This is a genomic window from Pseudomonas sp. Pseusp10 (assembly GCF_059492225.1).
Genome location: NZ_CP168528.1, coordinates 1,173,314 through 1,188,939, shown reverse-complemented (window position 1 = coordinate 1,188,939; position 15,626 = coordinate 1,173,314). Strand labels below are relative to the sequence as shown.

12 protein-coding genes and 2 tRNA genes are annotated in these 15,626 nt (G+C 60.1%); 4 read left to right on the top strand and 10 right to left on the bottom strand.

The genetic code is table 11. From position 1 onward, the window contains the following. Nucleotide 1: 1 nt before the first annotated feature. The 7 genes from dnaB to rnr form a co-directional block, all read right to left on the bottom strand. Nucleotides 2-1,399 (bottom strand): replicative DNA helicase, encoded by a 1,398-nt coding sequence (gene dnaB / locus ACEN8Z_RS05305; RefSeq protein WP_007982038.1) that lies wholly within the window; start codon nt 1,397-1,399, stop codon nt 2-4. Nucleotides 1,400-1,520: 121 nt separating this feature from the next. Continuing rightward, nucleotides 1,521-1,967, bottom strand: a complete 447-nt coding sequence (rplI, locus tag ACEN8Z_RS05300; RefSeq protein ID WP_007973276.1) for a 50S ribosomal protein L9 — start codon at nt 1,965-1,967, stop codon at nt 1,521-1,523. Between the two features lie 19 nt (nt 1,968-1,986). Further along, nucleotides 1,987-2,880 (bottom strand): hypothetical protein, encoded by an 894-nt coding sequence (locus tag ACEN8Z_RS05295; RefSeq protein WP_495596979.1) that lies wholly within the window; start codon nt 2,878-2,880, stop codon nt 1,987-1,989. 36 nt (nt 2,881-2,916) lie between these two features. Continuing rightward, nucleotides 2,917-3,147, bottom strand: a complete 231-nt coding sequence (gene rpsR, locus ACEN8Z_RS05290; protein ID WP_002551829.1) for a 30S ribosomal protein S18 — start codon at nt 3,145-3,147, stop codon at nt 2,917-2,919. Between the two features lie 28 nt (nt 3,148-3,175). Next, entirely contained in the window at nt 3,176-3,598 is a 423-nt protein-coding gene (rpsF, locus tag ACEN8Z_RS05285) for a 30S ribosomal protein S6 (protein WP_007982042.1), read from the bottom strand. A 316-nt stretch (nt 3,599-3,914) separates the two neighbouring features. Beyond that, entirely contained in the window at nt 3,915-4,682 is a 768-nt protein-coding gene (gene rlmB / locus ACEN8Z_RS05280; RefSeq protein ID WP_442095982.1) for a 23S rRNA (guanosine(2251)-2'-O)-methyltransferase RlmB, read from the bottom strand. Next, a complete protein-coding gene (gene rnr, locus ACEN8Z_RS05275; protein ID WP_495596978.1) occupies nt 4,679-7,306 on the bottom strand; it encodes a ribonuclease R in 2,628 nt (875 codons plus the stop codon). The genes rlmB and rnr overlap by 4 nt, the downstream gene beginning before the upstream one ends. A 225-nt stretch (nt 7,307-7,531) precedes the next feature. Between rnr and ACEN8Z_RS05270 the strand changes: the two genes are divergently transcribed. From ACEN8Z_RS05270 to ACEN8Z_RS05255, 4 genes are all read left to right on the top strand, one after another. Next, nucleotides 7,532-7,618: transfer RNA gene (locus ACEN8Z_RS05270), tRNA-Leu, on the top strand. A 167-nt stretch (nt 7,619-7,785) separates the two neighbouring features. After that, nucleotides 7,786-7,872: transfer RNA gene (locus ACEN8Z_RS05265), tRNA-Leu, on the top strand. 308 nt (nt 7,873-8,180) lie between these two features. Next, nucleotides 8,181-9,191 (top strand): extracellular solute-binding protein, encoded by a 1,011-nt coding sequence (locus tag ACEN8Z_RS05260; protein ID WP_495596977.1) that lies wholly within the window; start codon nt 8,181-8,183, stop codon nt 9,189-9,191. Continuing rightward, nucleotides 9,191-10,756, top strand: a complete 1,566-nt coding sequence (locus ACEN8Z_RS05255; RefSeq protein ID WP_495596976.1) for an ABC transporter permease — start codon at nt 9,191-9,193, stop codon at nt 10,754-10,756. Before ACEN8Z_RS05260 ends, ACEN8Z_RS05255 begins: the two co-directional genes overlap by 1 nt. 120 nt (nt 10,757-10,876) lie before the next feature. Here ACEN8Z_RS05255 and ACEN8Z_RS05250 read toward each other — a convergent pair whose 3' ends face one another. The 3 genes from ACEN8Z_RS05250 to ACEN8Z_RS05240 form a co-directional block, all read right to left on the bottom strand. After that, nucleotides 10,877-12,811 carry a methyl-accepting chemotaxis protein gene (locus tag ACEN8Z_RS05250; protein WP_495596975.1) on the bottom strand — a complete coding sequence of 645 codons (1,935 nt, stop codon included), beginning with the start codon at nt 12,809-12,811 and terminating at the stop codon, nt 10,877-10,879. 150 nt (nt 12,812-12,961) lie between these two features. Then, nucleotides 12,962-14,254 (bottom strand): adenylosuccinate synthase, encoded by a 1,293-nt coding sequence (locus ACEN8Z_RS05245; RefSeq protein ID WP_007984000.1) that lies wholly within the window; start codon nt 14,252-14,254, stop codon nt 12,962-12,964. Nucleotides 14,255-14,308: 54 nt separating this feature from the next. Further along, the gene (locus ACEN8Z_RS05240; RefSeq protein WP_007983998.1) at nt 14,309-15,496 is read right to left on the bottom strand and encodes an ATP phosphoribosyltransferase regulatory subunit; all 1,188 of its coding nucleotides are present in this window, start codon (nt 15,494-15,496) and stop codon (nt 14,309-14,311) included. Nucleotides 15,497-15,626: the final 130 nt, after the last annotated feature.

Sequence of the window (15,626 nt, the reverse complement as noted above, 5' to 3'; positions counted from 1 at the left end):
ATTACTCGTCATCATCAAAATTGTAGCTACCCGGCGCCAGGTTCTCGAATCGGGTGTATTTACCGATAAAGGCCAGGCGGATAAAGCCGATCGGACCGTTCCGCTGCTTGCCGATGATGATTTCGGCGATGCCCTTGTGCTCGGTTTCCGGGTGATACACCTCGTCGCGATACACGAACATGATCACGTCGGCGTCCTGCTCGATCGCTCCGGATTCCCGCAAGTCGGAGTTCACCGGGCGCTTGTTCGGCCGCTGTTCCAGGGAACGGTTGAGCTGCGAGAGCGCCACCACCGGGCAGTTGAATTCCTTGGCCAGGGCCTTCAGGGATCGGGAGATCTCGGAAATCTCGTTGGTCCGGTTATCACCGCTTGAGCCCGGAATCTGCATCAGTTGCAGGTAGTCGATCATGATCAGGCCGACATCGCCGTGTTCACGCACCAGACGGCGGGTCCGGGCGCGCATTTCCGACGGGCTGATGCCAGCGGTATCGTCGATGAACAACTTGCGGTCGTTGAGCAGGTTGACCGCCGAAGTCAGGCGCGGCCAGTCGTCGTCTTCCAACTGACCGGAACGCACCTTGGTCTGGTCGATGCGGCCAAGGGAAGACAGCATACGCATGATCAGCGATTCGCCTGGCATCTCGAGGGAGTAAACCAGGACAGCCTTCTCGCTGCGCAACACGGCGTTTTCCACCAGGTTCATCGCAAAGGTGGTTTTACCCATGGACGGACGGCCTGCAACGATGATCAGGTCGGCCGGTTGCAGGCCGCTGGTTTTCTCGTCGAGGTCGGTATAGCCGGTGGACAGGCCAGTGATGGCGTTGTCGGTGTTGAACAAGGTGTCGATACGGTCGATGGCCTTGGTCAGCAGGTCGTTGACGCCCACCGGGCCACCGGTTTTCGGTCGGGCCTCGGCAATCTGGAAGATCTGGCGTTCGGCTTCGTCGAGAATCTCGGCCGCGGTACGGCCTTCCGGATTGAAAGCGCTGTCGGCGATTTCGGTGCTGATGCCGATCAACTGACGCAATGTCGCCCGTTCGCGAACGATCTGGGCATAGGCCTTGATGTTGGCGACAGACGGGGTGTTTTTCGCCAGCTCGCCGAGATAGCCGAGGCCGCCGACCTGTGAGGTCTGGCCTTCCTTGTCCAGTTGCTCGGACAGGGTCACGACGTCGATCGGCATGTTCTGATCGGCCAGTTTGGCGATCGCGCGGAAGATCAGGCGGTGGTCATGTCGATAGAAATCACCGTCGGAGACTTGATCGAGCACGCGCTCCCAGGCGTTGTTGTCCAGCATCAGACCACCGAGCACGGCCTGTTCGGCCTCGATGGAATGCGGCGGCACCTTCAGCGCGGCAGTTTGCAGATCGTATTGCTCGGGAGCGGAGATTTCGTTCATGGCCACTTGGAATCAGAATGTAAAAACTGGGATGCCAGAAAGACAAAGGGCACGACCTGTAAACAGGATCGTGCCCGATGTTACCGGCAAGCACCCGAGGGTGCCAGCCGACAAGTGCTGCTTAAGCTGCTACCACGACAACGCGTACGGTGGCTTCAACTTCGGCGTGCAGGTGCACGGCTACGTCGAATTCGCCTACGTTGCGGATGGTGCCGTTCGGCAGACGAACTTCGCTCTTCTGCACTTCAACGCCGGAGGCGGTCAGAGCGTCAGCGATGTCGTGAGTACCGATCGAACCGAACAGCTTGCCTTCGTCGCCAGCGGTGGCAGTGATGGTCACTTCCAGCTCGGCCAGTTGGGCAGCGCGGCTTTCAGCCGATGCTTTGCGATCTGCTGCAGCTTTTTCCAGCTCAGCGCGACGCTCTTCGAACGCAGCCAGGTTGGCTGGGGTCGCAGCGGTAGCTTTGCCGTAAGGCAGCAGGTAGTTACGACCGTAACCAGCCTTAACGTTCACTTTGTCACCCAGGTTGCCCAGGTTGGTGACTTTTTCCAGAAGGATCAGTTGCATGTGAAAATCCTCTTAACTTTTAACCTTCACCGTTCGCGTTATCGGCGTCTTTCGGCGCCAGACGACCGCGAAAATCAATCAGGCTGTCGACGATGGCCAGGACCACCAGCAACGGATAGATCAGCTGCATGAACAGCAACAGCGTCACGTACAACCCCACCAGCCAGAACCTGGCCAGTCGCTTCTGCGCCACCAGCCCGTGAATCAGGGCCAGCCCGGCGAACACCAGCGGTACGCTGCACAACGGCGTCAACATGGCCATCTGTGGACCGATGTTCGGCCCAAGAAGCATGCACGCCAGCAGCAACATCGCCGGCAACAGCGGGAAGCGGATGGCGCGAAACTCGCGACCAAAACCGCCCGGGTTGTACAACAACGCCTGCCAGTAGCGCCCGACAAGCAGGCTCAGCAAGCTGACGATTTGCAACAACGCCGCAATCAGGCCGGTCAGGACCGGTGCAATCAGGGACGCGAAACGCGCTTGTTCGTCTACCGACAACTTCTGGTAGACATCACCGAGTAGCGACGGCATGACTTTGATCAAAGCCTGCGCCAGCATCTCGATCTGGGGAGCAAAAGCTGTCCCCAACACCACTGAAAACACCACCCCCATCGCTATGCTGACCAGCAGCACGCGGTTCCAGGACTCGCTTGCGCGCAAAACCAACGCAAGGCTCGCAGACCCCAGCAGCACCAGAAGTGCCCGTGGGTCGTCGGAGTAAAGCCACCAGATCAACGCCGGCAGCAGTCCCAGAGCAAGAACGCCCAGGGCGTCCCTCAATCCGCGCCGCAGGAGCACAAGGCATCCGGCGGCAGCACCCAACCAATAAAACAACGGCATCGCCGCGCATCCAGCCACTACCAGAGTGGCCTGCATACGGCCGCGCATGATGAACTCAGCTATGGCCCGCATGCATTCAATCCTTTGCTACGTGTCGACTGCCCGGTCTCAGCGGCCGTGGCTGTCGGTGTAGGCCAGCAGGGCCAGGAAGCGGGCGCGCTTGATAGCGGTGGCCAGCTGACGCTGATAACGAGCTTTGGTACCGGTGATGCGGCTTGGAACGATTTTGCCGGTCTCGGATACGTAGGCTTTCAGAGTGTTGAGATCTTTGTAATCGATCTCTTTCACGTCTTCAGCGGTGAAGCGGCAGAATTTACGACGACGGAAGAAACGTGCCATTTGATAGGCTCCTTAAAAGGTCCGTGGATTACTCGTCAGCGTTATCGCTGTTGTCGCTGTCATCACTGTCAACGCTTTCAGCGCCTTCGTGCTCAGGACGGTCGCGACGCTCACGGCGCTCACTGCGGTTTTCTTCAGCCTTGAGCATCTCGGACTGGCCGGTAACGGCTTCGTCGCGACGGATGACCAGGTTACGGATCACTGCATCGTTGTAGCGGAAGTTGTCTTCCAGCTCGGCCAGGGCCTTGCCAGTGCACTCAACGTTCAGCATCACGTAGTGAGCCTTGTGAACATTGTTGATTGCGTAGGCCAGTTGACGACGGCCCCAATCTTCCAGACGGTGGATTTTGCCGCCGTCTTCTTCGATCAGCTTGGTGTAACGCTCAACCATGCCGCCGACTTGCTCGCTTTGATCCGGGTGGACCAAAAAGATGATTTCGTAATGACGCATGAATGCTCCTTACGGGTTGTAGCCTGCCGCTCAAAAGCGGTCAGACAAGGAGTGAATGACACTTATGGACTTGCGGACGCTAGACACGTTGGTGCCTGCCATCACAGCAAGGGGCGCAATTGTAGAGAAGGGGCGAGAGAGGCGCAAGGTAATTGGTGATTATTTGAACAGCTCGTTCACACCAATCATTTTCAACATGACGCATAACCAATGTGGGAGCGGGCTTGCCCGCGAATGCGGTACGACATTCAACATCTTTGCTGAATGTTACTCCGCTTTCGCGAGCAAGCTCGCTCCCACAGGGACTGCAACTGGATCAGGGTTTCTTGGCAGCAGCCTTGGCCTTGACGCTACGCTGACGCTGCGCTTCGAACAGGCAAACACCCGTCGCCACCGAAACGTTGAGACTGCTGACGCTACCAGCCATCGGCAGGTTCACCAGGTAGTCGCAATGCTCGCGGGTCAGGCGACGCATGCCCTTGCCTTCGGCGCCCATAATCAGGATGGTCGGGCCGGTGAGGTCCTGGTCATAAAGACTGACTTCCGCCTCCCCCGCCGTACCGACAACCCACAAGCCGCGCTGCTGGAGCTTTTCCAGGGTACGCGCAAGGTTGGTCACGGCAACCAGCGGAATCACTTCCGCAGCACCGCAGGCGATTTTTCGCACAACCGGCGTCAGGGTAGCCGACTTGTCTTTCGGCACAATCACGGCCAGTGCGCCCGCCGCATCGGCAGAGCGCAAGCAGGCACCGAGGTTGTGCGGATCGGTCACGCCGTCGAGCACCAGCAACAACGGAGCGCCTTCAGTGCGATCGAGCAGTTCGTCGAGCATTGCCTCACCCCAGACCTGGCTCGGACTCACGTCCGCGACCACGCCCTGGTGCACGCCTTCAACCCAGGCGTCCATTTCGCGGCGCTCGGCCTGGCCGACCTGGACCCGGTTTTCGTTGGCCAGCTCAATCAGCGTCTGGACCCGAGGATCATTGCGGCCTTCGGCCAGCCAGATCTGCTTGACGCGTTTCGGGTGGTGACGCAACAACGCTTCTACAGCATGGACGCCGTAGATCTTTTCCAACTGACTCATGGCTTGGCCTTAGGTTTACGCGCCCCGCCACTCTTGGCTGGAGCCGAGCCCGCTTTTGGCGGGCCTTTACGATGTTTGCTCGGTTTGGCTGGCTTGCCGCCGACGCCCTTGTCAGGCGCCGACCGACTGGTCTTTCCCGCAGACGCCGCTTTACCGCCGCTTTTCGCACCGGCCAGCAGCGCCTGTTTCATTTCACGACTTTTGCGCACTTCGGCGTTTTTCGCCGCCGCATCGCTCGGGCGATAGGCCTCGACAGCCTTTTCCTTGGCAGGACGACGACCGGTTTTCGCCGGGGCCGGTTCTGCCTCGACTTTCGCGGCAGGCGCTGTGGTTTCGGCACCGCGCTTCTTGCGGCCAATCGGCGCACTGATGGTTTTTTCGGCCATCTCGAAGTCGATCTTGCGCTCGTCGAGGTCGACGCGCATGACCCGCACTTCCACGGTATCTCCGAGGCGGAAGCTGCGACCGGTACGCTCACCGGCCAAGCGGTGGTGCACAGGATCGAAGTGGTAGTAATCGCCCGGCAGCGCGGTGACGTGCACCAGGCCTTCGACATAAATGTCTGTAAGCTCGACGAACAGACCAAAACCGGTCACGGCAGTGATCACGCCCGGGAACGATTCGCCCACGCGGTCTTTCATGAACTCGCACTTGAGCCAGTTCACTACGTCGCGGGTCGCTTCGTCGGCACGGCGCTCGCTCATCGAGCACTGCTCGCCGAGCTGCTCCAGGGCCGCTTCGTCGTACGGATAGATGCGCGCCTTCGGAATGGTCATCGCACCGGCACGGCGAACGTGCGGGGTGTTCTGCTTCGAATGGATCACGCTGCGAATCGCCCGGTGCGTGAGCAAGTCCGGGTAGCGACGGATCGGCGAAGTGAAGTGCGTGTACGCCTCGTAATTCAGGCCGAAGTGGCCCTGGTTATCGGCGCTGTACACCGCCTGGCTCAACGAACGCAGCATGACGGTCTGGATCAGGTGGAAATCCGGACGATCCTTGATACCGGCCAGCAACGCCTGGTAATCCTTCGGCGACGGACCATCCTTGCCTTTGTGCAGGGACAGGCCAAGTTCGCCGAGGAAGGCGCGCAGTTTTTCCAGGCGCTCCGGCGGCGGACCATCGTGAACGCGGTACAACGCAGGAATTTCGTGCTTTTTAAGGAATTCGGCGGTGGCCACGTTGGCCGCCAGCATGCATTCCTCGATCAGCTTGTGCGCGTCGTTACGTATAGTCGGACGGATTTCGGCAATCTTGCGCTCGGAACCGAAGATGATCCGGGTTTCCTGGGTTTCGAAATCGATCGCGCCACGCACGTGACGAGCGGCCAGCAATACCTTGTACAGCGAGTACAGCTGCTTGAGGTGCGGCACCACGTCGGTGTATTCGCCGCGCAGCTTGCGCGCTTCGGTAGCCTTCGGCGTTTCCAGCATCGCGCTGACCTTGTTGTAGGTCAGGCGCGCATGGGAGTGGATCACCGCTTCGTAGAAGCAGTAGTCGGTCATTTCACCGGATTTGGAGATGGTCATCTCGCAGACCATGGCCAGACGATCGACTTGCGGGTTCAGCGAGCACAGGCCGTTGGACAACTGCTCGGGCAGCATCGGGATCACGCGCTCGGGGAAGTACACCGAGTTACCGCGAACCTGCGCTTCGGCATCCAGTGCCGAACCGAGTTTTACGTAGCTGGATACGTCGGCAATCGCCACGTACAGCTTCCAGCCGCCGGAGAACAGACGCAGCTTGCCCGGACGGGCTTCGCAGTAGACCGCGTCATCGAAGTCGCGGGCATCTTCGCCGTCGATGGTGACGAACGGCAGATGACGCAGGTCGATGCGCTTCTCTTTGTCTTTCTCTTCGACTTCCGGCTTGAGCTTGCCGGCTTCCTTGAGCACGGCGTCAGGCCAGACGTGAGGAATGTCATAGGTACGCAGGGCGACGTCGATCTCCATGCCCGGCGCCATGTAGTTGCCCACCACCTCGACCACGTCGCCTTGCGGCTGAAAGCGTGGCGTCGGCCAGTGAGTGATCTTCACTTCAACGAACTGACCGATCTGCGCGTTGGCGTTACGGCCCGGCGTCACCAGCACTTCCTGCTGGATCTTCGGATTGTCGGCAACGACGAAACCGATGCCGCCCTCTTCGAAGTAGCGACCGACGATGGTTTCGTGAGCGCGGGACACCACTTCAACGATCATGCCTTCACGGCGACCGCGGCGATCCAGACCGGAAACACGCGCCAGGGCACGGTCACCGTCGAACACCAGACGCATCTGCGCCGGGCTCATGAACAGATCGTCACTGCCGTCGTCCGGCACCAGGAAGCCGAAGCCATCACGGTGACCGCTGATGCGACCCAGGATCAGGTCGAGCTTGTCCACCGGCGCATAAGTGCCGCGACGGGTATAGATGAGTTGAGCATCGCGCTCCATGGCGCGCAGGCGGCGGCGCAGGGCTTCGATCTGGTCTTCCGTGGTCAGACCAAACTCTTCGACCAGCTGCTCGCGGTTAGCAGGCGAACCCCGATCAGCAAGGTGCTGAAGGATCAGTTCGCGGCTAGGAATAGGGTTTTCATATTTTTCCGCTTCACGAGCGGCCTCGGGATCGAGGGACTGCCAATCGGCCATTAGAGAGTTTTCACCTTGTCTATATGCGGGTTAGTTTGGCATAGGCGTAATGAAACGGGAAATTTCAAGCTAAGACGACCCATCTAAAGCCCTGTATCGACACCGCAAAGCTGTTTTGAAGACCGCTGACGAAATTTTTCAGGTTTTTTTAATGTCGGGGGTTTACAGTTAAAAAGACGCTCCGTATAGTGCGCGCCATCGACGACGGACAACGTTGCCGATACTGCCCAGATGGTGAAATTGGTAGACACGCCAGCTTCAGGTGCTGGTGACCTTACGGTCGTGGAAGTTCGAGTCTTCTTCTGGGCACCAATTTCGAGCTTGAGATTAGATCAATTTCAAGACTCACACAAAAACCCGCGAAAGCGGGTTTTTGCATTTTTAGCCCCTGGTTTATTAATTTTAAAATCAGGGGTTTACAGATCAAAACGCTCTCCGTATAGTGCGCCACATCAACAGCGGCAACGCTGAAGATGATTGCCCAGATGGTGAAATTGGTAGACACGCCAGCTTCAGGTGCTGGTGACCTTACGGTCGTGGAAGTTCGAGTCTTCTTCTGGGCACCAATTCAAGTTCAAGGTTACGGCCTTGAATTTCACAAAAACCCGCGAAAGCGGGTTTTTGCGTTTCTGGCATCCAGAAATGCTCTCTACCGCCCTTCTGTAGGAGCGAGCCTGCTCGCGATGCATGCTCAGACAACACTGGCATGCAGGCACCCGCGTTATCGTTGGAGACCATCGCGAGCAGGCTCGCTCCTACAGGGACATCGGCAGCCCGTACCAAAAGCAAATCCAACCCGCAAGGCGCATTTGAGAAACAATATCGTTTATCATTGTTGCAAGTTTTTGCAATGCGACAGTGAGGAACCCTGCGAATGATGTTTCGAAATACCCTGCGCCGCGGCTTGACCACTACCCTGCTCGGCCTGGCACTCGCCACTCCCCTCACCCAAGCCGCCGATCCGGTTGCCCTGACCCTCTACAATGGCCAGCACAAAGAAGTCGGCGACGCGGTCGCCAAGGCCTTCGAAGCCAAGACCGGCATCCACGTCAATGTGCGCAAAGGCAGCAGCAACCAGCTCGCCAGCCAGGTCGTCGAAGAAGGCGATCGCTCCCCCGCCGACGTGATCTACACCGAAGAATCGCCGCCACTGAACAAACTTGGCGAACAAGGCCTGCTAGCCAAGACGGACGATGCCACGCTGGCCGTTCTGCCCAAGGAATACGTCGCCAGCAATGGCACCTGGATCGGCGTGACTGCCCGGGTGCGCGTAGTCGCCTACAACCACAAGCTGATCGATGAAAAAGACTTGCCGACCTCGGTAATGGAATTCTCAAACCCCAAATGGCAAGGCAAGGTCGGCTTTGTGCCCACCAGTGGCGCCTTCCAGGAACAAGCCGTCGCGATCATCAAAGTGCACGGCATGGACGCCGCCGAAGAATGGCTGACCGGGCTGCGCGCATTCGGCAAGACCTACAGCAACAACATGGTTGCATTGAAAGCCGTGGAAAATGGCGAAGTGGCCACCGTGCTGGTCAACAACTACTACTGGTTCGCCCTGCAGCGTGAAAAAGGCCAGCTCGACTCGAAACTGCATTACTTCACCGGCGGCGATGTCGGCGGACTCATCACCGTTTCCAGCGCTGCAGTACTCAAATCCAGCAAACACCCCAAAGAAGCCCAGCAATTGCTCGCCTACATGGCCAGCGAAGAAGGCCAGCGCGTGATCACTCAGACCACCGCCGAATACCCTCTGCACAAAGGCATGGAATCTGATCGCGGGCTCAAGCCATTCAGCGAGCTGGAAGCACCGAAAGTCACGCCAGCCGACCTGGGAAATGCCGAAGAAGCCCTGGATCTGGAACGTGACGTTGGCCTGAACTGATGAGCGCATCGCTATCTGCCACCCGCCTGCGCAGCAACAACTCGCCCCGCCGCAAGCGTCCGCCGATCGGGTTGGTGTTGCCGGTATTGCTGCTGGTCGTACTCAGCCTCCTGCCGCTGGCCTATGTCGGACTCAAAGCCTGGCAGGCAGGCTGGGCCGAAGCCTTGCACCTGCTATGGCGGCCCTACGTATTCGGCCTGCTGCGCAACACCCTCGCACTGATGCTCGGCGTAACCGTCACCTGCGGCGTGATCGGCTTGTCCCTGGCATGGCTACTGGAACGCAGCAATCTTTCCGGACGGCGGTTATGGGGGGTGATTCTGTGCCTGCCGTTCGCCGTGCCTGCGTTTGTCAGCAGCTTCACCTGGGTTTCGCTGAGCGCCCACTTTGAAGGACTCGGCGGGGCGATCCTGGTGATGAGCCTGTCCAAATACCCGCTGATTTTTCTGCCCGTGGCGGCGACCCTGCGCAATCTCGATCCGTCCCTGGAAGAGTCGGCCCGCACCTTGGGCCAGAATCGCTGGGGCGTGTTTTTCCGCGTCACCCTGCCCCTGCTCTGGCCTTCGCTGCTGGCGGGTTCATTGCTGATTGCGCTGCACATGCTGGTGGAGTTCGGCGCTTTGTCGATCATCGGCCTGCAAACCTTCACCACGGCGATCTATCAGCAGTTCGAGCTGGAGTTCAGTAATGCCAACGCAGCCATGCTTTCAGCAGTACTGCTGGCGCTGTGCCTGATGTTGCTGTGGCTGGAGTTTCGCGTACGCGGCAAAGGCCGACATGTGCGCACCGGCCAAGGCGCGGCGCGCAATGCCGAGCAGGTGCAACTGGGACCGTGGGCAGTGGCGGGACAGCTTTATTGCCTGCTGCTGGCAATCATCGGTAGCGGGATACCGCTCGGCATGCTGGCCTACTGGCTGGCGGTGGGATCCTCGGCCGCCTTTCCCGTGGCGGCAATCGGCGAGGCACTGCTGTCATCCCTCGCACTGTCACTGGGTGGCGCAGCGCTGTGCCTGGTACTGGCGGTGCCGGTTGGCCTGCTGGTCGTGCGCTACAAAGGTCAACTGGCGATCTGGGCCGAGCGCTTGCCATATCTGCTGCACGCGCTGCCTGGGCTGGTGATCGCGCTGACACTGGTGTATTTCGCCCTGCACTATGTGCCGGCGCTGTACCAGACCTCGGCACTGCTGCTGATCGCTTATGCCCTGCTGTTTCTGCCGTTGGCCCAGGCGCCGATCCGCACCGCCCTGAACAAGGCAGCGCCGCAACTCGAGGAAGCGGCTCGCACACTGGGCGCATCGTCATTCAGTGCGTTCTGCCGAGTGACACTGCCGATTATTTTCCCGGCACTGGGCGCGGCTTTTGCACTGGTATTCCTGGATGCGATGAAGGAACTGACGGCAACCTTGCTGTTGAGCCCCACCGGGCTGAACACCCTGGCAACGGAAGTCTGGGCGCATACCGCGAATGTTGAATTTGCGGCGGCGGCGCCTTATGCGGCGTTGTTGATATTGGTGTCGGGGTTGCCGGTCTATCTGCTTACGACCCGGATGTATCTGAGCCGTTGAGACCGTATTCGCGAGCAAGCCCGCTCCCACAGGGCTCATCGGCGGACACAAATTTTGTGACCGCCCGAGATCAAATGTGGGAGCGAGCCTGCTCGCGATGAGGCCATCCCTGACAAAGCATTACGCCCGGAACTGCCCCAGGCTCGCCTTCAACTGCGCCGCCAGTCCATCGAGCACCTTGCCGCTCGCCGTGGTCTCCACGACAGCTTGCGCCGCCTTCTCGGCCTGGGCGTGAATGGTCTGGACCCGCCCCCGCACTGCCTGTGCGCCCTGCGCCTGATGCGCCGCGGCCTGAGTGGCCAGACCGATCGCCGCATGGACCTGCTCGACGGATGCCTGCACCGACTGCTGCAACCGCGCACTGTCACGCAACACCAGCAAACCTTCACTGGCCTGTCGCCCGGCCTGACCAATCGCCGCCACCGCCTCACGCGCGCCTTGCTGCAACGCAACGATGTGCGCCTGAATATCGCCAGTGGAGCTCTGCGTCTTGCTCGCCAGCGCCCGCACCTCATCGGCCACCACCGCAAACCCGCGCCCGGTCTCGCCAGCACGCGCCGCTTCAATAGCCGCGTTCAGCGCCAGCAGGTTGGTCTGCTCGGCGATACCATGAATCACCGTCAACACCACTTCGATCTGCTCGCTTTGCTGTGCCAGTCGCTCGATGACTTGCGCGCCGGTATTGACCTGCCCCGCCAGTTCCTCGATCAGGCTGCCGACTTTCGCCGAAGTCCGGGTGTTTTCATCGGTGGCCTGACGAATGTCCACGACCTGCTTCAGCGCCGCCTGCATGGCATGGCTTTCCGACTGGGCTTCATCAGCCATTTGCGACAGCGCACGCAAACTCTCCGCCACCTCGTCGCGCTGCATGCCAGCCGCCGCGTCCGCGCCGGCGTTGCGCAAGGTCATGGCGCCAATTTCCACACCGGTACGCTGAGCCACATCGCCCGCCTCGCGCACGATCGGCTGCAACTTATCCACAAAGCGATTGACCGCCGAGGCCATGTCGCCGATTTCATCTTTGCTGCTGATCTGCACTCGCTTGGTCAGATCGCCCTCGCCCGCTGCCAGGTCATCCATGGCAACGATCAGCATTTTCAGGCGATTGACCACTCGGCGACCGAGCACCACCGCCAACAATAGCAGGACACCAAAACCCACCACCGCCAGACACACACCGATGCGCCAGCGTAATGTCGCAGCAGCTTCCTGTACGGTGCCGGTGGTATTGGCCTTCATTTCCGCCGCTGTGGACTGCGCTGACTGCAGGCGCGAGCGCATGGCCGCCGCACTGTCAGCCGCCGCGCCTTTCAGGCTATCGCCCACCAGTTGATCGCTGCTGGCGATCAAGGCCGAGAAGCGCTTGTCCAGGGCCGCGAGATCGGTCTCCACCGACGCGGTCGAGACCCCCATCAGGACCTTGCCGATTTCCACGCCATTGGGGTTGATCGAGGCCTCGACGTAGAACACCGACGGATCGTTCTTCGCCGCATCCAGTACCTTGTCGAGTGCCCGCTCGCCCTGTCCTTTTTCCAGCAGTGCCTTGTTGATCGGGTTTTCCCGGTTGAGGTAGCGCGTCAGGTGCTGGCCGGTAGCGTCGTCATACACCACGAACAGTACATTGGGATTGCGCTGGGCCCGGCGGGCGAACTCGGAAAGTGTTGGAACATCGTTGTCCCACATGGCGCGGGGCGCGACGGAAGCCAGAAGCTGCGCCATGTCGCTAGCGGAGTCCTTCAGGTCCTTTTCCAGGGTCGAACGCAATTGCGCCTGCTCTTCCTCCAGTCGCGAGGACAAACCGGCCGTGAGGCGCTGACGCGTGCTGGTAGAGAGATTGTCCAGACTGGACGTGACTTCACGCCCTGCCTGTTCAAGCTCAGCGGAAAGCTTTTGACTGTCCGCGCCCAGGCGCAGGCCCAGATCGGCTTCCAGCGCGGTCACCGTGCTCCGGGTCAGAGCAACAGCCACCAACACCTGCACCAAAAGGGCGATACCAAGGGTAACGAACACGGGCCGCAACAAACGGCTTTGTAACAATGAGAGAACGGCCGACATCTGAAATCCCTCTGCTTTGGCGCCATTAAATTGATAGCACGCCGGAAGCAATGCTTTTTTTAATGTTCACAGCAAAGGTCATGCCGTCCTGCAGACAAATACGACAAAGGCCCCGATTAAGGAGCCTTTGTGTTTTACATCAACGACTTATCAAGCAAACGGATGACGCAGAACGATGGTTTCGTTGCGATCCGGGCCCGTCGAAATAATGTCGATCGGCGCGCCGACCAGCTCTTCGACACGCTTGATGTAGTTACGCGCAGCCTGCGGCAGTTCTTCCAGGGTCTTGGCACCCAGGGTCGACTCGCTCCAGCCCGGCATTTCTTCGTACACCGGCTCCAGGCCGATGTAGCTGTCGGCGTCGGTCGGTGCGTCGATCACTGCACCGTCAGCGTTTTTGTAGCCAACACAGATGTTGATGGTTTCCAGGCCGTCCAGAACGTCCAGCTTGGTCAGGCACAGGCCCGAGATGCTGTTGACGTCGATAGCGCGACGCAGGATGACGGCATCGAACCAGCCACAACGACGGGCACGGCCAGTGGTGGCGCCGAACTCGTGGCCACGCTTGGCCAGGAACGCACCTACATCGTCGAACAGCTCAGTCGGGAACGGACCCGAACCCACACGGGTGGTGTAGGCCTTGGTGATGCCGAGGATGTAATCCAGGAACATCGGGCCAACACCGGAACCGGTCGCGATACCGCCAGCGGTGGTGTTGGAGCTGGTGACGTACGGGTAGGTACCGTGGTCGATGTCCAGCAGGGAGCCCTGGGCGCCTTCGAACATGATGTCTTTGCCCGCGCGACGCAGATTGTGCAGTTCGGCGGTGACGTCCAGCATCATTGGCTTGAGCAGCTCGGCGTATTCCATGCACTCGTCCAGAGTCTTCTGGAAGTCGATGGCCGGCTCTTTGTAGTAATTGACCAGTACGAAGTTGTGGTAATCCAACAACTCGCCCAGCTTGGCGGCGAAACGCTCGCGGTGGAACAGGTCACCGATGCGCAGGCCGCGACGTGCAACCTTGTCTTCGTACGCCGGGCCGATGCCGCGACCGGTGGTGCCGATCTTCAGCTCGCCACGGGCCTTTTCACGGGCCTGGTCCAGCGCTACGTGGTAGGACAGGATCAGCGGGCAGGAAGGGCTGATACGCAGGCGCTCGCGCACCGGTACGCCTTTCTCTTCCAGCTTGACGATTTCCCGCATCAGGGCGTCAGGTGCAACCACCACGCCGTTGCCGATCAGGCACTGCACGCCTTCGCGCAGCACGCCCGACGGGATCAGGTGCAAGACGGTCTTCTCACCGTCGATCACCAGGGTGTGACCAGCGTTGTGGCCACCTTGGTAACGCACTACGGCGGCAGCATGTTCGGTCAGCAGATCAACGATCTTGCCTTTGCCCTCATCACCCCACTGGGTGCCCAGGACTACGACATTCTTACCCATAACACTTGTCCTCATTCGCGCAAACTTGGTGCCGGCGGCAGCCGGCGGGAAAACTCAAGAAGCCAGTGGCGATACTTGCCAAAGCCCGTTCTGCTGAATCAATTGCCGGTCGCAGTCCGCTTCACGGGCGGCGGCCAAAGGTTGTCCAGGCAAGGCCTGAACGACACGCTGACCCTCACTGCGCAACTGGCAAACCTGCTGCCAGAGTGCCGCATCCGTACTGTCAGGCATCCAGATACCGCCAGACGGTAGCTCGATCTCAGCACGCCCCAGGGTCACCAGGGTTTTCAAATCGGTGGAGAAGCCGGTAGCCGGACGGGCGCGACCGAAGTCGGCGCCGATGTCATCGTAACGACCGCCCTGGGCAATGGACTGCCCAACACCCGGCACGAACACGGCGAACACCACACCCGTGTGGTAGTGGTAACCGCGCAGCTCGCCCAGGTCGAAATACAGCGGCAGCTCAGGGAAACGCACGGACAGCCGCTCGGCAATCGCCAGCAAGTCGTCCAGCGCCGCCGTCACCTGTGCCGGCGCCTTGGCCAAACGCTCACGGGCCGCAGCCAGCACTTCACGACCGCCACACAGATCGACCAACGCGCGCAGCATACCCGACAGATCGGCAGGCAAGCCCTCGGTCAAGGTAATGACCTCATCGATGGCCTTGCGTTGCAATGCGTCGAACAACTGCTGCTCGACTTCACCGGACAAACCGGCAGCGCGGGCCAGGCCACGATAGATGCCGACATGACCGAGGTCCATGTGCACATCCGGCACATCGGCCAGTTGCAGCATGGCGAGCATCAGGCTGATGACTTCGACGTCGCTGCTTGGGCTGCCGTCGCCGTACAACTCCGCACCCAGCTGAATCGGGCTGCGCGAGGACGACAAGGCGCGAGGCTGAGCATGCAGCACGCTACCGGCATAGCACAGACGGCTCGGACCTTCGCGACGCAGGGTATGCGCATCGATGCGCGCCACTTGCGGCGTGATGTCGGCACGGAAACCCATCTGCCGGCCCGATTGCGGGTCGATGACCTTGAAGGTGCGCAAATCCAGGTCCTGGCCTGCGCCGGTCAGCAGGGATTCCAGGTACTCGATATGGGGAGTCACGACAAACTCGTAACCCCAGCTCTGGAACAGATCCAACACCTGACGACGCGCGACTTCAATACGCGCCGCTTCCGGTGGCAGTACTTCTTCGATGCCATCTGGCAGAAGCCAGCGGTCTACCGTTGCCATTACGCCTTCCCCTATATCCGGGCGACCAGCCTGTCGGCGATCCTTGAGTGAAGCAGAAAATGATCGGCTCATGCACAAACCACGCGCATGAGCGACGGAGCGAAAAGCCCTTCTACCGGCTTCGCTGACC